Origin of the sequence: Ralstonia insidiosa (assembly GCF_008801405.1) — a bacterium.
Taxonomy (GTDB): domain Bacteria; phylum Pseudomonadota; class Gammaproteobacteria; order Burkholderiales; family Burkholderiaceae; genus Ralstonia; species Ralstonia insidiosa.
Genome location: NZ_VZPV01000001.1, coordinates 3,391,686 through 3,409,358 on the forward strand (window position 1 = coordinate 3,391,686; position 17,673 = coordinate 3,409,358).

17 protein-coding genes are annotated in these 17,673 nt (G+C 64.3%); 4 read left to right on the forward strand and 13 right to left on the reverse strand.

Annotation, left to right across the window (positions count from 1 at the left end; all coding sequences use genetic code 11):
- Window positions 1–89 precede the first annotated feature (89 nt).
- The 10 genes from dgoD to F7R11_RS16150 all read right to left on the reverse strand — a co-directional run bounded on the left by dgoD (window position 90) and on the right by F7R11_RS16150 (window position 10,500).
- A complete protein-coding gene (gene dgoD / locus F7R11_RS16105) occupies window positions 90–1,238 on the reverse strand; it encodes a galactonate dehydratase (protein ID WP_064805118.1) in 1,149 nt (382 codons plus the stop codon).
- Entirely contained in the window at window positions 1,235–1,870 is a 636-nt protein-coding gene (locus F7R11_RS16110) for a 2-dehydro-3-deoxy-6-phosphogalactonate aldolase (protein ID WP_064805120.1), read from the reverse strand. Before F7R11_RS16110 ends, dgoD begins: the two co-directional genes overlap by 4 nt.
- 3 nt (window positions 1,871–1,873) lie before the next feature.
- Window positions 1,874–2,671, reverse strand: coding sequence for an SDR family oxidoreductase (locus F7R11_RS16115; protein ID WP_064805123.1), 798 nt, complete (start codon window positions 2,669–2,671; stop codon window positions 1,874–1,876).
- A gap of 3 nt (window positions 2,672–2,674) precedes the next feature.
- Window positions 2,675–3,547, reverse strand: coding sequence for an aldose 1-epimerase (locus F7R11_RS16120; protein WP_231973107.1), 873 nt, complete (start codon window positions 3,545–3,547; stop codon window positions 2,675–2,677).
- Window positions 3,534–4,445 (reverse strand): SMP-30/gluconolactonase/LRE family protein, encoded by a 912-nt coding sequence (locus F7R11_RS16125; protein WP_064805127.1) that lies wholly within the window; start codon window positions 4,443–4,445, stop codon window positions 3,534–3,536. The genes F7R11_RS16120 and F7R11_RS16125 overlap by 14 nt, the downstream gene beginning before the upstream one ends.
- Window positions 4,442–5,452, reverse strand: a complete 1,011-nt coding sequence (gene araH / locus F7R11_RS16130) for an L-arabinose ABC transporter permease AraH (RefSeq protein WP_064805129.1) — start codon at window positions 5,450–5,452, stop codon at window positions 4,442–4,444. The genes F7R11_RS16125 and araH overlap by 4 nt, the downstream gene beginning before the upstream one ends.
- A 17-nt stretch (window positions 5,453–5,469) precedes the next feature.
- Entirely contained in the window at window positions 5,470–6,990 is a 1,521-nt protein-coding gene (gene araG / locus F7R11_RS16135) for an L-arabinose ABC transporter ATP-binding protein AraG (protein ID WP_064805131.1), read from the reverse strand.
- A 286-nt stretch (window positions 6,991–7,276) separates the two neighbouring features.
- Window positions 7,277–8,272, reverse strand: coding sequence for an arabinose ABC transporter substrate-binding protein (locus F7R11_RS16140; RefSeq protein WP_064805133.1), 996 nt, complete (start codon window positions 8,270–8,272; stop codon window positions 7,277–7,279).
- Window positions 8,273–8,382: 110 nt separating this feature from the next.
- Window positions 8,383–9,402: a 2-dehydro-3-deoxygalactonokinase gene (locus tag F7R11_RS16145; RefSeq protein ID WP_064805135.1), complete on the reverse strand. Its 1,020-nt coding sequence runs from the start codon at window positions 9,400–9,402 to the stop codon at window positions 8,383–8,385.
- A gap of 33 nt (window positions 9,403–9,435) precedes the next feature.
- Window positions 9,436–10,500, reverse strand: coding sequence for a porin (locus F7R11_RS16150; protein ID WP_064805137.1), 1,065 nt, complete (start codon window positions 10,498–10,500; stop codon window positions 9,436–9,438).
- A gap of 175 nt (window positions 10,501–10,675) precedes the next feature.
- On the opposite strand from F7R11_RS16150, the gene gcvA reads away from it, so the two are divergent.
- The 4 genes from gcvA to F7R11_RS16170 all read left to right on the forward strand — a co-directional run bounded on the left by gcvA (window position 10,676) and on the right by F7R11_RS16170 (window position 13,593).
- Window positions 10,676–11,602 carry a transcriptional regulator GcvA gene (gene gcvA / locus F7R11_RS16155; protein WP_064805139.1) on the forward strand — a complete coding sequence of 309 codons (927 nt, stop codon included), beginning with the start codon at window positions 10,676–10,678 and terminating at the stop codon, window positions 11,600–11,602.
- Between the two features lie 79 nt (window positions 11,603–11,681).
- Window positions 11,682–12,104 carry a VOC family protein gene (locus F7R11_RS16160; protein WP_064805142.1) on the forward strand — a complete coding sequence of 141 codons (423 nt, stop codon included), beginning with the start codon at window positions 11,682–11,684 and terminating at the stop codon, window positions 12,102–12,104.
- Between the two features lie 39 nt (window positions 12,105–12,143).
- Window positions 12,144–12,893, forward strand: a complete 750-nt coding sequence (locus F7R11_RS16165; protein WP_064805144.1) for a 16S rRNA (uracil(1498)-N(3))-methyltransferase — start codon at window positions 12,144–12,146, stop codon at window positions 12,891–12,893.
- An 82-nt stretch (window positions 12,894–12,975) separates the two neighbouring features.
- Complete coding sequence (locus F7R11_RS16170; RefSeq protein ID WP_064805146.1) at window positions 12,976–13,593, forward strand: YidB family protein; 618 nt, start codon at window positions 12,976–12,978, stop codon at window positions 13,591–13,593.
- Between the two features lie 84 nt (window positions 13,594–13,677).
- On the opposite strand, the gene F7R11_RS16175 is transcribed toward F7R11_RS16170, so the two are convergent.
- From F7R11_RS16175 to F7R11_RS16185, 3 genes are all read right to left on the reverse strand, one after another.
- The gene (locus F7R11_RS16175) at window positions 13,678–14,292 is read right to left on the reverse strand and encodes a barstar family protein (protein ID WP_021196022.1); all 615 of its coding nucleotides are present in this window, start codon (window positions 14,290–14,292) and stop codon (window positions 13,678–13,680) included.
- The gene (locus tag F7R11_RS16180) at window positions 14,289–14,720 is read right to left on the reverse strand and encodes a ribonuclease (RefSeq protein ID WP_031329712.1); all 432 of its coding nucleotides are present in this window, start codon (window positions 14,718–14,720) and stop codon (window positions 14,289–14,291) included. The genes F7R11_RS16175 and F7R11_RS16180 overlap by 4 nt, the downstream gene beginning before the upstream one ends.
- Window positions 14,721–15,198: 478 nt before the next feature.
- Window positions 15,199–17,544, reverse strand: a complete 2,346-nt coding sequence (locus tag F7R11_RS16185) for an NADP-dependent malic enzyme (RefSeq protein WP_064805148.1) — start codon at window positions 17,542–17,544, stop codon at window positions 15,199–15,201.
- Window positions 17,545–17,673 lie beyond the last annotated feature (129 nt).

The window sequence follows — 17,673 nt, forward strand, 5'->3', positions numbered from 1 at the left end:
ATTTTACCAGACGGGGATGTCCCCGCTGGGTCGGTTTTCGATGGCTGCAACCGGCTGCAGCCACCCCCGCCCCTCCTTCCGCGCCCGGCTTACCACTCCGCGACGGAACCGTCGGCGTGGCGCCACACCGGGTTGCGCCAGTCCGGAGCCTCCTTGCTGCGCTCGATGACCAGCGCTTCGTCAATATCCACGCCCAGCCCGGGCAGGCGCGGCGGGCGGATATAGCCGCCATCCAGCGCGAAATCGGCCTTATTGCGCACGTAATCGAGCAACTCGGCGCCCTTGTTGTAGTGGATGCCCATGCTCTGCTCCTGCAATGTGGCGTTCCAGCTGACGAAGTCGATGTGCAGGCAGGCGGCCAGTGCGATTGGGCCGAGCGGACAATGCAGCGCCAGCGCCACATCGTAGGCCTCGGCCATCCCGGCGATCTTCAGGCATTCGGTAATACCACCCGCATGCGACAGGTCTGGCTGCAGGATGGACACCCCACCCGCTTCCAGCACGCGCTTGAAGTCGAAGCGCGAGAACATGCGCTCGCCAGCGGCAATCGGCAGGTGCGTGTGGGCGGCCAGGCGTGCGTAGCTCTCGGCCTGTTCGGCCAGCACGGGTTCCTCAATGAAAAGCGGACGATACGGCTCCAACTCTTTGATGAGCACCTTGGCCATCGGCGCAGAAACGCGGCCGTGAAAATCGAGCCCGAACTCGACCGTATTGCCGAAAGCCGAGCGAATCTCCGCCACCTTCGCCACCGCCGCATCCACTGCGCGGGCGGTGTCGATGATGCCCATCTCCTCGCAGCCGTTGAGCTTGAAGTGGTCGAAGCCGCCGGCCTGCAGCGCCTTCATGCCGGCAATCACATCAGAAGGACGGTCGCCGCCGACCCAGCTGTAGGTGCGCATCTTGTCGCGCACGAGACCGCCGAGCAGCTCGTACACCGGCACGCCCAGCACCTTGCCCTTGATGTCCCACAGCGCCTGGTCGATACCGGCGATGGCGCTCATCAGGATCGGGCCGCCGCGGTAGAAACCGGCGCGATACATGGTCTGCCAGAGGTCATTGATGCGGCTCGGGTCCTGGCCGATCAGGTAGTCGGACAGCTCATGCACCGCCGCTTCCACCGTGCGCGCACGGCCTTCGATGACGGGCTCGCCCCAGCCGGTGACGCCCTCGTCGGTTTCGATCTTCAGGAACATCCAGCGCGGAGGCAGGCGATACGTGGTCAGGCGAGTGATTTTCATGGGTGGATCGTTCGGTCGGATTGGACAGTGCGATATGCGGTGACGAAGGCGCGTGCGCGCTCGGCGGTGCGTTCGACGGGCTGACCGGGGCGGTACAAGTCGGAGCCAAGACCCGCGCCGATGCACCCGGCAGCAAGGTAGTCGGCCAGGTTCTCCGGCGTGATGCCGCCCACGGCAAACACCGGCACCTCAGGCGGCAGCACGGCCTTGAGCGCGCGCACGTAGCCGGGGCCAAGACTTCCCGCCGGGAAAATCTTCAGCGCTTCGGCGCCCGCATCGAGTGCGGCAAAGGCTTCCGTGGCGGTCATGCAGCCAATGCAGGTGACGAGCTTGCGCGCAGCGGCAGCGCGAATGACATCGGTATTCGTGTTGGGCGTAACAACCAGCTTGCCGCCTGCCGCCACCATCAACTCAACATCGGCCGGCTTGAGCACGGTGCCGGCACCAATCAACGCGCGATCGCCAAAGGCACGCACGGCCAGCTGCACGCTTTGCGCCCAGTCGGGCGAATTCAGCGGGATTTCGATGGCATCAAAGCCGGCGTCGACCAGCGCTTGCGTGTGCGCCAATACCTCGTCAGGCCGGATGCCGCGCAGGATGGCGATCAAGGGAAGATGAGCGGTCCAGGTCATGCGTTACTCGTGATAAAGCTGCGACCGGCCGCCATCGATCAGGATGTCGGTCGCGTTGATGAAGCGGGCCTCGTCGGAGGCGAGGAACAGCGCGGTGTAGGCCACCTCTTCCGGCTCGCCGATGCGCTTGCACGGCAACAGCTCGGCCTGGCGACGGCGTTCGGCTTCGGGGTCGGGCGCGGCGGCAAAACCGGCTTCGGCAATCGGCGTGAGGATCAGCCCCGGTGAGATCGAATTCACGCGAATCCCACGCGCCGCATATTCGATGCCCAGCGCACGCGTGAGCCCGATCAGCCCGTGCTTGGCCACCGGATACGGAAACGCGCCCGGAATGATCTTGTGCCCATGCACCGACGCAATGTTGACGATGCTGCCCGCCCCGCGCGCCAGCATGTGCGGCAACACGGCACGCGCGCAGTGCCATGCCCCCTCCAGATCGACCGACAGACAGCGGGCCCAATCCTCCTCGCTCAGCTTGAGCGGATCGGAGAACACGTTGATGCCCGCGTTGTTGACCAGCACGTCGATGCCGCCGAAGCGCTCGACGCCCGCCGCGACCATCGCGTCGATCTGGGTGCGGTCGCGCACGTCGGCTTGGACGAGGAGGATGTTGTAGTCGTTGCCAATGGACTTGGCGAAGGCTTCAGCGCGCTCATCGCGCACCAGCGCGTTGACGATCACGCGGGCGCCGTGCCGCGCGAACAGCTTGGCGATTGCACCGCCAATGCCCTGCGTGGCGCCCGTCACCAGGGCGACCTTGCCAGCGAGGCGCGGCGGGAACGATGTGGGAGGAGCCGTCATGCGTCAGATCGATGTCACGATGAATTGGTAGCCGCGCTGCAGGCTTTGGCCGGTACCGAGGATGGTCAGGCCGTGGTCTTGCGGCTGGCCCGGCAGGTTGTGCGCGTTGATGGTGTGGTCGACGGGTTCAAAGCAGAAGAAGTCGTACTGAGCCGGGGTGTACAGCACGTAGCGCGAGGTGGTGGCGCTCACCCGCACCGACAAGCGGCGACTCGGCCAGACGATGTCGGCAGCGCCATCCCAGCCTTCGAAGCTGTGGTCGATGGTGTGGCCGGGCTCCAGTTGTCGGGGCTTGCGGAAATCTGCATGCGACAGCGGTGCCTGCAACACCGTTGGCAAATGGTCAGGCGCGGCTTGCCACATACCGGTGGCGCTCGCGTGCAAGCGCACGTCTGGCGTACGCGGGAAGAACGGGTGCACACCCAACCCGAACGGCAGCGGCGCACCCTCGTTGCGCACCGTCAGCGACATTTGCAGGGTGTTGCCTGCCAACGTGTAACGTTGCAGCGCGAGGTAGCGGAACGGTGCGCCGTGGTCGACCATGGCCGCCAGCTCGACAAACGTCTCACCCTTCGCCACCTGGTGCCACGGCATCAGCCAGCCGTGGCCGTGCAGTGGATAGGTTTCGTCGTCGCGCGTGAGGGGCACCTCGATGGTCCGGCCCTGAAAGATGAAACGCCCGCCGCCAATGCGGTTGGACCAAGGCACCAGCGGGTAGCACGCCAGCGCCTTGGGCTCGTGCAATGCCTCGTCAAGCTGGGCCGGGCGGAAAACAGGCACGACCTCATTCGCACGCAGCAGATCAAAGCGCAGCAGACCACCGCCTGACTCGGGCAGCACGTCGGCGCGCAGCACGCCGTTCTCAAGCCGCAACATGGGCATGGCCGAAACGGGCCTCCGGTAGTCCGCGCACGTTGGGCACGGTCAGTTGAAATACCGCGCCGGCATTCACGTCTTCAGCCAAACGGCGCGCCGACAAACCCTCGCGGGCGCTGGTGACATACAGCGTGTCCAATGCGGCGCCACCGAACGCCGGACACGAAGGCTGCGACGCCGGTACCGCCACATGCACCAGCACACGCCCATCCGGTGCATAGCGCGTGAGGCGGTTGCCGCCCCATTCCGCATTCCACAGGCAGCCCTCGGCATCGACAGTGGAGCCGTCGGGTGAGCCCTTGTGGCCCACGCCGTCATCCGCGTCACGTAAGTCGGCAAAGACACGGACGTGGCCAACCGCGCCGGTCTGGCCGTCGTAGTCGCAGGCGTGGATACGGCGGCTGTGCGTGTCGCACCAGTACATCGTCGTGCCGTCGGGGCTGAAGGCGATGCTGTTGGCGACCGTGATGTTGGGCAAGGCCAAGCGTTGCAGCACACCCAGCGGCGTGAAGCGGTAGAAGCGACCGACGGGCTCCGGGCCACGTTCGTGCATGGTGCCGAAGACATAGTTGCCGCAGCGGTCTGCACGGCCGTCATTGACGCGCGTGCCTGCAACATCGGGCTCCACAGGTGCGAGCAATGTCAGCGTGCTGGTTCGCGTGTCGAAGCGCGCAACGTTCTTCGCAAGCCCGAGGATCAACACACCGGGTTCGTCCGTCAGCACGAACGAGCCCACGCGCTGCGGCAGCGGCCATTGGCGCTCCTGCCCCGTCGCCGGATCGTGTTGCCACAGCAGGGATTCCTGGATATCAGTCCACCACAGCACACGCAGGGCGTCATCCCAGACGATGCCTTCGCCCAGCGTGCAGCGCAGATCGGAAAGCGTGGTCGCGTTCATCGTTCCGCCCCTCCGCGATTCTTCAACTGATCGACCAGCACCGCTGCCAACAGAATGCCGCCGCGCACGAGGTACTGATAGAACGCGTCGATGTTCAGCAGGTTCATCGCGTTCTGCACGGTGCCCATGATGAGCACGCCGACCAGCACCCCGCTGATGCTCGCGCGGCCGCCCATCAACGACACGCCGCCCAACACGCAGGCGGAGATCACGTTCAGCTCAAAGCCCTGCGCCGCATTCGGCTGGCCGCTGGTGATGCGCGCCGCCAGAATCACGCCTGCCAGCGCGGCAATCACACCCTGGATCAGGAAGATAACGACGCGCGTCATGTTGACGTTCACACCCGCCAGCCGCGCCGCCTCCGGGTTGCCACCGATGGCCAACGTATTGCGCCCGTACACCGTCTTGTTGAGCAGCACGCCAAACACGACAAAACACAGCGCCGCCACCCACACCGGCGTCGGTACGCCCAGGATGATGGTGTTGCCGAGATCGAAGAACGCCATATCCGACACGCCCACTGCCTGCCCATGCGAGGCAATGAAGGCGAGGCCGCGCACGATCTCCATCGTGGCCAGCGTGGTGATCAGCGCGTTGATCTTCAGCCTGGCGATCACGAAGCCATTCACGCCGCCGATGACCGCGCCCGCCACCAGACTCCCGCCGATACCCAGCGCGATGCTGCCCGTGGCGTTGATGATCATCGCGCAGAGCACGCCGGCAAACGCCACCGTCGAACCAATCGACAAGTCAAAGTCGCGCGAGGCGAGGCAGAACATCATCGTGCAGGCCACCATGCCGATCTGCGAGACGGAGAGCGCAAGGCCCACCATGTTCTGCCACGAGAAAAAGTACTCGACCGAGAACGACAGCGCGGCAAACAGAATGGCGAAGATCAGCGGCAGGCTGAAATCGTCCAGCAGGCGGAGCAGGCGCGTCTTGTTCATAGAGGAACGGGCCGACGCAGCCAGGGCGTCGCCATGTTGCAAACGTTGAGACTGGGACATCTTGGACTCCGGGGTTCTCATGCAGCCAGCGGCGCGGATGGTGCAGACTCAGGACGCAGGGCGAGCTTGAGCACGGCCTGTTCATTGGCCTGCTCGCGCGGCAGTTCTCCGGCGATGCGGCCTTCGCTCATCACCAGCACGCGGTCGGCCACGCCGAGGATCTCCGGCAGCTCGCTGGAGATCATCAACACGGCCACGCCACGCTCGGCCAGCTCGTACAGCACCTGGTAAATCTCGTTCTTGGCACCGACGTCGATACCGCGCGTGGGCTCGTCGATGATGAGGACGCGCATGTCGTCTTCCGCCAGCCAGCGCGCCAGGATGGCCTTCTGCTGGTTGCCACCCGACAGCAGGCGGATCGGCTGCTCGCGGTTGGGCGTCTTGATGCGCAGGCGGGCGATGTAATGGTCCGCCGTCTTCGCTTCCTGCTTGTCGTTGACGAACAACCCGAAGCGCCGCTGGTTGCGCCGGCAACTGATGCTGATGTTCTCCGACACCGAGCGGCAGCCGATGATGCCCTCTTCCTTGCGGTCTTCCGGGCACAGCACGATGCCTTGGCGGATGGCGTCGGCCACATCGCGGATGCGGATCGGCGCGCCGTCCAGCGCGATGCTGCCGGCCGTCTTGCGATCGGCACCGTAGATGAGGCGCGCCAACTCCGAACGCCCCGCGCCTACCAGCCCGAACAGCCCGACGATCTCGCCGCGCCGCACGGACAGGCTGGCCGGTTCCGCCAGCTTCGAGCTCATCAGACCCTCCACCTGCAGGCGTACCTGACCCAGCGTGCGCGGGCGGTAATCGAAGATGTCGTCGATCTGGCGGCCGACCATCTGTGCAACCAGCTCGTCGCGCGTGACGTTGGCCATCGACGGGAAATCCGCCACCTTGCGGCCATCGCGGAAGATCGTGCAGCCGTCGCACAGCTCGAAAATCTCATCCAGCCGGTGCGAGATGTAGATCAGCGCCCGCCCCTGCGCACGCAGGTCTTTCACCAGGCGGAACAGGATGTCGGTCTCGCGGATCGACAGCGAACTGGTTGGCTCGTCCAGCGCAATCACCCGTGCATCGCGCAAGATCGCCTTGCAGATCTCCACCATCTGGCGCTGGCCGATCGACAGGTGCTTCAACTTGGCGCGCGGGTCCAGATCCACGCCGATGCGGCCGAGCTGTTCGCGCGTCCACGCCATCGCCTCGCGCTGGCGGATGAAGCCGCCGCTGGCCGGCAGGTGGCCGAGCAGCAGGTTGTCCATCACCGTCAGCTCGGGCACCGTCTGCAGTTCCTGGTGGATGACCGCAATGCCCGCCGCCAGCGCCGCCCGCGTGGTCGGGAACGCTGTCGGCTTGCCCTCGACGACGATCTGCCCACCATCAGGCTGATAGTCGCCGCCCAGGATCTTCAACAGCGTCGACTTGCCCGCGCCGTTCTCGCCCAGCAAGCCGTGCACGCGGCCGCATTCGATGCCGAACGACACATCGGACAGCGCCCGCACACCCGGAAACACCTTGCTGATGCCATGAAACTCAAGGAACGCCGACATGGCGAGTCTCCTTCGCTACCGTCTTCATTTGTCCCACCGCTGGTACTTTGCGTCCCATCACCGGGTCTTTTTGTCTTGAAGCTGGCTCCTTGGGAGCCACTACCCGGGTCTTGTTGTCTCGAAGTTGACGCTCAGAGAGCCACTACTGGGCCTTTTTGTCCCGAAGCTGACGCTCTGAGAGTCACTACCGGCTCTTTTTGTCCCAACGTTGGCACGCTGGAGAGCCAACGTTGGGGCTTTCTGTCCCGCCGCTGGCTCCCGGCGTGCCGCCGTCACCCGCCGGGGCTCAAAGGCCCATTTCCTGGCGGACAGCCTTCTCGTTGTCGCGCGTCATCAGGCGGCCGCTGGTCAGGATGAGCGGGTCCGGTGCCTTGTTGTTCTTGATCCAGTCGTACATGTTCAACGACGTCTCATAGCCGTGACGCTTCGGGCTGATCAGCACGGTGCCAAAGAAGCCGGTCTTCTCGGGCTTGGCAAACTCGTTCATCGCCGACTGGCTGCCGCCGATACCCACGCCGATGATGTCGGGTGGCTTCACGCCATGGCCTTCTGCCGCACGCACCGCGCCGAGCACGGCTTCATCGTTCAGTCCGAACGCAATCCAGTGCTTGAACTTCGGGTTCTTGGTGAGCGTGATGTTGGCGGCGTTGAAAGCGGCTTCCGTATCCGTCTTCGCTTGCGGGCTGGTCAGCACGTTGGCAGCAGGAAAGCCTGCCTTGGTGAGTGCAGCCACGGCGCCATCGGTACGTTCCTTAGCCGTAGGGAGCTGGTCATAGGCGATGCGGATGGCGCCAACGTCGGCCAGGTTCCAGCCGCGCTTCTTCATCTCCTGCGCAATCGCGTCGCCCACCTGCTCGCCGATCTTCGTGGCCGAGATGCCCATGTGCGGTACGGCGTCGATCGGCTTGCCGCTGCCGTCGACCAGACGGTCATCCACCGTCATCAGCTTCAGGTTGTTCTGTTTGGCCTTGGCCACCACCGCCGGCCCGAGCTTCACGTCCGGCACGCAGATCACAAAACCCTGCGCGTGCTGGGCGCCGAGGTTGTCGATGGCGGTCAGCACCTCGCCGCCACTGGGCACACCGATCTTCACCAGCTTGAAGCCCTTCTCCTTGGCGGCCTGGTCGGCGAACTTCCATTCGTCCTGGAACCAGGGCTCTTCGGGCTGCTTGACCAGGAAGCCGATCTTCACGTCGTCCGCCGCGTGGGCCAACCCGCCAGCGATGGCGAACAGCGTAGCGGCCGCGATGGCCTTGAAGGTAACGCGTCGTTGTTGGTTCATCTTGTCTCCTTTCGGCGCCGTCTTGGCGGCACCTGTTTTGCTGTGGATAACCACTGTGGACAACTGCTGTGGATAACCGTTGTGGATAAATCGGCCAGGCCGCGCCAGCGCTAGGCTCGCGCCACCTTCAACGTCTTCACCAAACCGCGCTCGCGGGCGATGGCAATCGCGCCGCTGCCGGCCAGGTGTTCCTGCTGTTCACTGCTGGTGACGGTGACCTTGCCCGAGAAGAAATCGTCGTCCGACACCAGCACGGCCAGCGCTTCGCGCAGCAGCGGCTTGCCGGTGATGACGAACTGCGTGCCCGGGTTCATGCGGATCGCGCTGCTGTTCTTGAGCGTGAGCAAGTCCGCACCCAGCACCGCACCCAGCAGGAAGTTGGCCCGCGCATTGCGTTCGTAGATCGTGAACTGGCCCAGCGTGCGCACCATGAAGCAGGCGCGCCCCAGCCCGATGCTGCTGGCGCTGCGCGCGCCGGCCAGCAACATCTCCGGATCGACCTCACTGGCGAAGTCGGAATCCACCGAATCCGCCAGGATGGTGTTGTGCGTGATCACGTGGAGCAGCTCGCCGGCCAGCGTCGTCACACAGCCAGTGATGCGCTGGTCGGCATCCAGATGCACGAACTTCGAGTGCGAGCCCGGCAGCACGATTACCGCCGGTTCGGTGATGGAGAGGCGCGAAACCAGGCCCATCGTCTCCACCTCTTCGCCGCGCATCATGTCCATCGACTCGATGTTGTGCAGGCCGAGGTTGTCCACCGGATTGCGTACGCCCGGCACAAACCAGATCGGCTGGGCGCACACCTCGGGGATGCTCGCCTGCACCATGCCGGCAGCCAGATCGCGCAGACCAGCCGGCGCCAACAGGTGCGGCACTTCGTGCAGGCCGACGTTGGAGGTGATCATGCCGGACGCCAGCACGAGGTCGACCTGGCTGATGGCGAGGCCGGCCTTCTGCAGCGCGGCTTCGACGGTGTCCTGCACGCCGCGCTGCAGCGTCGTCTTGTTGCCGGTGATGGCGGTGTCGCGCACCCCGACCTGGCGCGCGGCCTGGCTGAGCGCAACGTCATCACGCCAGACCGTGACGCGCGTGTTGGTGGTACCGGTATCGATGGTGAGGATGTTCATGCGTGGCATTGCTTGGGAGAGTGGGCCCGGGGCTTAGAACGAGTGGACGACACCCGTATAGGCACCCAGTTGGTTCTTACCCGGCGCCGGGTTGTTGTTGGTCGCTTCCACCGAGAAGTTGGCGGTGGCGCTGTTCTGCACGGTGCCGACGCTGGCATACAGCATTGTGCGTTTGGAGAGGTTGTAGTTCGCGCCCAGCATGAACAGGTTGGCGTTGCCGCCGCCGTTGTTCACGTTGATGCGGTAGGCGGCACCGATCAGCGTCAGCGCTGGCGTGAGCTCGTAGTTCACGCCCAGCCAGTAGTGGTTGGCCTTGGTGGGCGCACCGACCGGGGCGTCCGGCGCAGAGAGGTTTTCGTACACGGCAAACAGCTTCGCCTTGCCGATCGTGTAGGTACCGCCGATCGTCGCTTCCTTCGAGAAGTTGAAGAGGTCGCTGAACTTGCCGTTCGCATCGCGGATCACGTCGTAGATCGCGCGCACCTCCACCGGCCCTGCGGTGTAGACGGCAGACACGCCATCCCGACGGCTGTTCTTGAACGAACCCGGCTGCTCGCCCAGCCCGGTCTGCAGGCCGATCTGGAAGCCGCCCCAGGTCGGGCTCTGGTATTCGACGATGTTGTTGGCGCCCGGCCAGTTGCGCCCACGCACCAGCGTGGCGGAGCCAATGAACTGCTGGCCGGTCGGGTCCAGATACCAGACGTCGTTGCTGATGAAGAGGTTCTTGCCGACCGTCAACGTGCCGTAGGTCGGGCTCGACAGGCCAACGTACGAACGGCGGTTGAAGAGTGCATCGCCATTGGTCTTGCCCTGGGCAGCGCCAAAGCCCGACTCCAGGCGGAAGACGGCCTGCAGACCACCGCCCAGATCCTCCTTGCCCATGAACCCGAACATGCTCGTCCCCCACTGGTTGTCCGCGGCGCGCCAGAGGCTGCCGCCGGGCGAAGTCGCCGTGGGGGCGACGTTGTTCTGGTAGTCGATGCCGCTGGCGACGCGGCCATATAGCGTGACGCTGGTTTGCGCGAGGGCTGGGGCAGTCCAGCCCGCCAGCGCAAACCCGCACGCCAGCATCCCGCGAACAACGGTGGTTCGATTCATGACGTCTCCTGTGATGTTCTTGTAGTGGGGTCCGGCTGGTTCGCGTGATTGAGATCGCTGGTGCAAACCGAGTCGTAGCTCGCGCCGTCCCCAGGCGCATTTGTAGTCGGTGGCGCATAAGCGTGGCAAACTACAAATTCTTCGCGAGACGTTAAATTTTTCTTAACGAGAACGCATGGCACGGCGCCTTCCTCCCCTTAACGCATTACGCGTCTTTGAAGTCGCAGGCCGTAACCTGAGCTTTAGCCGGGCGGCCGACGAGCTGTGCGTGACCAATGCCGCGGTCAGCCACCAGATCAAACAGCTCGAAGACCATCTGGGCAAAAAGCTGTTCATCCGCCGCAACAACCAGCTCGCGCTGACCGATGCCGGCGACAACTACCTCCCCCGCGTGCGTGACGCCCTGCGCGCGATCGAGCAAGCCACCGACCTGCTGATGGACACCGCCGACGCCCCGCTGCGCGTGGCAGTGCCGCCAACCTTCGGCGCCAAGTGGCTGGTGCCGCGTCTGTACCGCTTCTTCAACCAGCATCCGCATGTACGCGTCGAGGTCTCCACCGCCGACGTGCAGGATCACGGCCAGTTCGATCTGTGCATCGATGACCGCCAGGTCAACGCGCCCAACCTGCGCGTCGAGTGGTTCACCTCCACGGATTTCTTCCCTGTGTGCAACGCCGCGCTGCAGACGGCAATCCGCATGCCGCAGGATTTGGCCGCGCACACGCTGCTGCACGAGCGCGGCGGGCGCCATCTCGCGCATCACCCGACGTGGCAGCAATGGCTTGATGAAGTGGGCGTACGTCAGATCAACGCCACGCGCGGGCCGGCCTTCTCTGAAGCGCTGATGGCGCTGCAGGCCGCCATTGACGGCCAAGGCGTGGCGCTCGGCCAGGGCATCCTCGTCGAATACGACATCGCGGCCGGGCGCCTCGTGCGACCGCTGGCGACGGAGGCGTCATTGCGCCTGTCGTACTACCTGATCCATCCGCATGAGGCGGTGGAACATCCGGGCTTCGCGCTGTTCCGGCAATGGCTTGCGGATGAGGTGGCACGCAGCGGCGGGCGTGCGCGTAACCAGCAGATGCCGGGCGAGGTGTTTTGATTTCTTTTTGATTGTGGCGTTGCAGGCGCTCTACACTAGTCGTCCGAGGTCATCTTGCACCGGCTGCAGGAGCAACACCATGAGCTTCCCCCGCCCCGCCAACACACCGTGGCTCGTCCCGTACCTGACCGTGCACGACGCGTCGGCCGCCATCGCCTTCTATCGCAATGCCTTCGGCTTCGGGGTGCAGGATGAAGTGCACGACCACGGCCGCCCGATCCATGTCGAGATGACCTACCAAGGCGAGCTGATCCTGATGTTCGCGCCCGAAGGCGCATTCGGCTCCACGGCCCGCACACCGGCTGCCGCGGGCTTCGAATGCCCACAAAGCTTTCACCTGTATTGCGATGATGTCGACGCCGTCTACCAGAGCGCGCTAAACCAGGGCGCCACGTCCCTCATACCGCCGGCTGACGTCTTCTGGGGCGAGCGCTACGCCGCCGTGCGCGACCCCGACGGCTACCGCTGGGGCCTCGCCTGCCGGCCGGCCACCGAAGGCTGATCGCCTCGCCTGACCCGATTCACCACAAGGATTGCTTCAATGGGGCTTCCCCGTTTCTACGTCGACACATCACTGGCCCCGCACACCGCCGTCACCCTGCCTGAAACCGTCACGCGCCACATCCACGTGCTGCGCCTGGCCGTCGGCGACGAGGTCTGCCTGTTCGATGGCTCTGGCCACGAATTCCACGCGCGGCTCGATGCCATCAACAAACGCGATGCCACCGCCAGCCTCGCTGAGTCCACGCGCCCTGACACCGAAGCGCGCTACAACATCACGCTCGCCCAAGGCATTGCCGGCGGCGACAAAATGGACTGGCTGATCGAGAAAGCCGTCGAACTGGGCGTGCACGCTATCGCCCCGCTGCAAACCGAGCGCGGCGTGGTGCGGCTCTCCGGTGAACGCGCCGCCAAGCGCGTGCAGCACTGGCAAGCCCTCGTTCAGGCTGCCTGCGAACAATGCGGTCGCGCACGCGTGCCCGCTGTCGCACCCGTCGCCACGCTGCGCGAGTGGCTGGCGACGGCCAAGTCGACAGATGCACCACGCGTCCTGCTGTCACCGCGCGGCACGCAGTCGCTCACGCAATGGGCGGTGCAATCACGCGAGCGCGTCGAGAGCGCTGGCGTCGAATTGCTGATCGGCCCGGAAGGCGGCCTCTCGCCCGATGAAGAGGCATTGGCCGAAAGTGCGGGTTTCTTACCGCTGACACTCGGGCGACGTATTCTGAGAACGGAGTCGGCGGCGCTTGTTGCGGTGTCTGCGCTACACGCCGTTCTTGGTGAATTCTGAATGTTGACGACTACAGATTGACCGTTTGATCCCACCCGGCGGGCCCATCCCCTTTCCCGCCATCAATCAAAGGAGCTTCATCATGGGTCTACTCGATTCGATCCTCGGCGGCGGCAATGACGCCAGCAGCGGCCAATCGTCCTTGCTGGGCAACAAGAAGGTGCTGCTGGCCGTGGGCGTGCTGGCCTATCTGGCAATGAAGCGCGGCGGCAACGCACAAGGCGCCGGCGATGCGGCACCGCAGGCAGATCAGGGCGGCGGTCTGCTCGGTTCGCTGGGCGGGCTGGGTAGCCTGCTCGGCGCAGCCGGCGGCGCCGGCGCACTCGGCAGCCTGCTGGGTGGCGCGGGCGGTGCGGGTGGCCTTGGCGGCCTGCTTGGCGGTCTGCTGGGTGGCGGCAATTCGGATCACGCCGCGGCGGTCGACGCAGCAGCACCGGCTGGCCTGGGGCCCCTGCAGCAGATCCTGGAACAAGCCGGCTTGGGCGAACAGGTCAAATCTTGGATCGGCAACGGCCAGAACCTGCCCGTCTCCGGCGAGCAGATCACGCAAGCCCTGAGCGGCACGGGCGCACTGGAGGAAGTGTCAAAGCTGGCCTCCACCTTCGGCATCAATGAAAGCGATCTCGCCAATCAGTTGGCAGAAGGCCTGCCGGAGGCCGTGAATCACCTGACCCCGCAAGGCACACTGCCAGCAGCCTGAGCATCGCCGCAAGAAGGCAAAAAGCCCGCATCTGCGGGCTTTTTTGTAGCAACGCCGATCAACCAGCGCTGAATCAGCTTAAGTTCACGCGAACGAGTAGAACACGCGGAACTGCACCTTCCGCTCGCCCCAGAACTCGGCGGCGTCACGGAACACGTCCAGCAGCACCTCCCGCGCTTCCTTGTCGAACTTGGGCTGGCACGGCAAGCCTTCGAGCACGATCACGAAACCCGGCTGCGGGCCAGCCTTGTAGATCATGTCGGTCAGACAATCGGCCAGCGCATCAAAGTTCTTGCCGAAATGCTTCGGGAACAGGAATTCGCGTGCGATCACGTCGAGCACTTCGCTCTTGGTGGTCGCCGCAGCGCAGTTGGCGTACAGGAAATGCTGGCCCAGGCTGGCCGCCGATTCCGCCAGATCCGCCACGCGAAACGCGCGGATCGACTGCACGATATTCGGACGCACCGTCTTGAACAGGTTCATGGCGTCTTCGCGACCTCCGTCGTCGTCCGTCTTGGTAATGTCCTGCGTCATGATGTTCTGCTGCGGTTTTGCTGCCGCGCCCCCAACGCGGGCGCCCAGGGCTTGCATCCCCACCACGCCATCGTACAGATTCTGCGCCTTGTGCCACGCTTCGCGAGCCACGCGCTCATCGCGTGCGGTGAGCGAGTCGTCCAGCCCAAACATGTTGGTCGTCATCGCTGTATCCGTTGAAAACTGTTGTAGTGATCTTCCGTGTAGTAGCAGTCGTTTGCCGCCTGCTGGTCGCCGCCACAAATGATGCGTTTGGCGCCTCGATTGCGCGCGCCACGCGTCTTGACCGTATATTCGCGGTAATAGCCACGTCGCTGCGCTGGCAAACGTCGTTCATAGTTGCCGAACGTGCTGCCATCTTTCGCATATGGGAACGGGCCGCCCTGCTCGATCAGTGCAAATGTGCGCTGTGCCTCGTTGGGCAGATCCGCTGCACGAATGGTTCCCGCGGCGGCCGCCAACCCAGTCGTGTCCCGGGCCATCGCGTTGACCGGCAGGCCGGCCACGGACAACGCGAGCGTCGCCGCCAGCGCGCCACGCGCTATTGCCTGAGATACGGAGCGGCCAATCCACGCTCCAAGTCGCTTGGTCATCAGCAAGCCCTAACGGGAGAATCGTGCTAAGCGGACAGCTTGGCACAGGTCACAAGCGCAGGCGGCCGCCAGACCATGATCCGGACGGCCGGTTTGCAGCTGAAATCGAAGCGGCTCAATGCTTGAGAGGCTTGCAGGGAGAATGACAAGTCGGGCGACTGCCGAAGACTTGGGGAATCCTTCCGCCTGCAAACACCTACCAATTGCACGCACCAGAATGAAGCAAACCTAGTCAGACGTGAGGTCAAAAAACCGCTTTTCTACCCCCGCCTGGCCCTATGCAGGCCTCATGTGCTCAGAAGCACCCCTTCAGCCCGTAAGGGTACGCTCATCGATGACAACAATCAACCGGCGGTCAATGTTTGAAGGGGTTTTTGAAGCCAAGACTAATTTTGCGCAAATGTGAGCGCACGCAAACTTAGCGGGCAAAAAAAGGGAGCGCAGTATCGTGCGCTCCCCTTTTTCGTGCAGTGCGGAATTAACGCTGTGCTTGCGCGGCGGCGTCCACGACGGTCAGCGCCGTCATGTTGAGAATGCGTCGCACCGTGGCCGACGGCGTCAGGATGTGCACCGGCTTCTGGGCACCCAGCAGGATCGGGCCGATGGCAATGTTGTTGCCGGCAGCCGTCTTCAGCAGGTTGTAGGCGATATTGGCGGCGTCGATGTTGGGCATGACCAGCAGGTTGGCCTCGCCCTTGAGCGTCGAGTCGGGCACCAGCGAATCACGCAGCTTCTCATCGAGTGCGGCATCGCCGTGCATTTCGCCATCGACCTCCAGGTTCGGAGCACGTTCGCGCAGGATGGCGAGTGTTTCGCGCATCTTGACGGCGGAAGGCGCTTCCGACGAACCGAAGTTCGAGTGCGACATCAGCGCGACCTTTGGCTTGATGCCGAAACGGCACAGCTCTTCAGCGGCCATGATGGTGATCTCGGCCAGTTGCTCGGCGGTCGGGTCAACGTTCACGTGCGTATCCGTCAGGAAGATCTGACGGCCCGGCAGTACGAGACCGTTCATGGCGGCGTACACGCAGTTCGTGCCACCGATGACCTGATCGATGTAACGCAGGTGCGCGGCGGTGTTGCTGACCGTGCCGCAGATCATGCCGTCGGCTTCGCCCTTGTGGATCATCACGGCGCCGATCAGCGTGGAACGGCGGCGCATTTCGATCTTGGCATACTGCGGCGTCACGCCCTTGCGGGCCATCAGCTTGTAGTACGTCTCCCAGTATTCACGGAAGCGCTCATCGTGTTCGGGGTTGACCACGGTGAAGTCCACGCCTTCACGCAGGCGCAGGCCAAAGCGTTCGATGCGATGGGCAATCACGCTCGGCCGGCCGATCAGGATCGGGCTGGCAAGCTGCTCATCCACGACGATCTGCACGGCGCGCAGCACGCGCTCTTCTTCACCCTCGCCAAAGACGATGCGCTTGTTCGCCATCGGCACCTTGCGAGCGGCCGAGAAGATCGGCTTCATCAGCGTGCCCGAGTGATAGACGAACTGCTGCAGGTGCTGGCGGTAGGCGTCCATGTCTTCGATCGGGCGCTTCGCCACGCCGGAATCCATGGCGGCCTGCGCTACGGCCGGCGCGATCTTAACGATCAGGCGCGGGTCGAAGGGCTTCGGGATCAGGTATTCGGGGCCGAACGAGAGGTCCTGGATGCCGTAGGCCGAGGCGACGATGTCGCTCTGCTCCTGGCGGGCCAGTTCCGCCACGGCGTGCACGGCGGCGACTTCCATCTCACGCGTGATGGTGGTCGCGCCCACATCCAGCGCGCCCCGGAAGATGAACGGGAAGCACAGGACGTTGTTGACCTGGTTCGGATAGTCGGTGCGGCCGGTGCCCATGATGACGTCCGGGCGCACTTCCTTGGCCAGCTCCGGCAGGATCTCCGGGTTCGGGTTGGCCAGCGCGAAGATGATCGGCTTGTCGGCCATCTTCTTGACCATGTCCTGCTTGAGCACGCCCGCAGCGGACAGGCCCAGGAAAATGTCAGCGCCGTCAATGACTTCAGCCAGCGTACGCAGATCGGTCTTCTGTGCGAAGTGCGCCTTGTCCGGGTCCATCAGTTCGGTACGGCCTTCGTACACGACGCCAGCCAAGTCCGTCACCCAGATGTTTTCACGCGGCAGACCCAGGTCGACCAGCAGGTCCAGGCAGGCCAGCGCTGCAGCACCCGCGCCCGACGCCACCAGCTTGACCTTCTTGATGTCCTTGCCGACCACCTTGAGCGCGTTGGTGATGCCCGCGCCCACGACGATGGCCGTGCCGTGCTGGTCATCGTGGAAGACGGGGATCTTCATGCGCTTGCGCAGTTCGCGCTCGACGAAGAAGCACTCCGGAGCCTTGATGTCTTCCAGGTTGATGCCGCCGAAGGTCGGCTCCAGCGAGGCGATGATATCGACCAGCTTTTGCGGGTCTTTTTCGTTGATCTCGATGTCAAACACATCGATACCGGCAAACTTCTTGAACAGGCCGGCCTTGCCTTCCATCACCGGCTTGGAGGCTTCCGGGCCGATGTCGCCCAGGCCGAGCACGGCGGTGCCGTTGGTCACCACGCCGACGAGGTTGCCGCGGGCGGTGTAGCGGAACGAGTTCGCGACGTCTTCGACGATCTCTTCGCAGGCTGCGGCCACGCCGGGGGAGTACGCCAGGGCCAGATCGCGCTGGTTCGACAGCGGCTTGGTCGGCGTGACGGAAATCTTGCCCGGGGTCGGAAACTCGTGATACTCCAGCGCGGCTTTACGCAGGGCGGCGCGTTGCTGCGCCTTGAGTTCTTCGTCCGTGCGGGCGGGCTGTTGAGGCTGGGTATCCACCGTGGTCATGGGGTGTCTCTCGTCATGGGTGGCCAGCGCGCGCGCCGGCCGTCGCATCTAGCGGGCCACCGGGAAACCACATGAGGGTCACGGTATTACGGTCCGCCTCCTTGGGCCCGTCATTTTATATAGTGAAAA

Bases quoted from the DNA above. Each gene is read 5' to 3' on its own strand.
- dgoD (WP_064805118.1), bottom strand. From the start codon at position 1,238: ATGAAAATCACTCGCCTGACCACGTATCGCCTGCCTCCGCGCTGGATG.
- F7R11_RS16110 (WP_064805120.1), bottom strand. From the start codon at position 1,870: ATGACCTGGACCGCTCATCTTCCCTTGATCGCCATCCTGCGCGGCATC.
- F7R11_RS16115 (WP_064805123.1), bottom strand. From the start codon at position 2,671: ATGACGGCTCCTCCCACATCGTTCCCGCCGCGCCTCGCTGGCAAGGTC.
- F7R11_RS16120 (WP_231973107.1), bottom strand. From the start codon at position 3,547: ATGTTGCGGCTTGAGAACGGCGTGCTGCGCGCCGACGTGCTGCCCGAG.
- F7R11_RS16125 (WP_064805127.1), bottom strand. From the start codon at position 4,445: ATGAACGCGACCACGCTTTCCGATCTGCGCTGCACGCTGGGCGAAGGC.
- araH (WP_064805129.1), bottom strand. From the start codon at position 5,452: ATGTCCCAGTCTCAACGTTTGCAACATGGCGACGCCCTGGCTGCGTCG.
- araG (WP_064805131.1), bottom strand. From the start codon at position 6,990: ATGTCGGCGTTCCTTGAGTTTCATGGCATCAGCAAGGTGTTTCCGGGT.
- F7R11_RS16140 (WP_064805133.1), bottom strand. From the start codon at position 8,272: ATGAACCAACAACGACGCGTTACCTTCAAGGCCATCGCGGCCGCTACG.
- F7R11_RS16145 (WP_064805135.1), bottom strand. From the start codon at position 9,402: ATGAACATCCTCACCATCGATACCGGTACCACCAACACGCGCGTCACG.
- F7R11_RS16150 (WP_064805137.1), bottom strand. From the start codon at position 10,500: ATGAATCGAACCACCGTTGTTCGCGGGATGCTGGCGTGCGGGTTTGCG.
- gcvA (WP_064805139.1), top strand. From the start codon at position 10,676: ATGGCACGGCGCCTTCCTCCCCTTAACGCATTACGCGTCTTTGAAGTC.
- F7R11_RS16160 (WP_064805142.1), top strand. From the start codon at position 11,682: ATGAGCTTCCCCCGCCCCGCCAACACACCGTGGCTCGTCCCGTACCTG.
- F7R11_RS16165 (WP_064805144.1), top strand. From the start codon at position 12,144: ATGGGGCTTCCCCGTTTCTACGTCGACACATCACTGGCCCCGCACACC.
- F7R11_RS16170 (WP_064805146.1), top strand. From the start codon at position 12,976: ATGGGTCTACTCGATTCGATCCTCGGCGGCGGCAATGACGCCAGCAGC.
- F7R11_RS16175 (WP_021196022.1), bottom strand. From the start codon at position 14,292: ATGACGACCAACATGTTTGGGCTGGACGACTCGCTCACCGCACGCGAT.
- F7R11_RS16180 (WP_031329712.1), bottom strand. From the start codon at position 14,720: ATGACCAAGCGACTTGGAGCGTGGATTGGCCGCTCCGTATCTCAGGCA.
- F7R11_RS16185 (WP_064805148.1), bottom strand. From the start codon at position 17,544: ATGACCACGGTGGATACCCAGCCTCAACAGCCCGCCCGCACGGACGAA.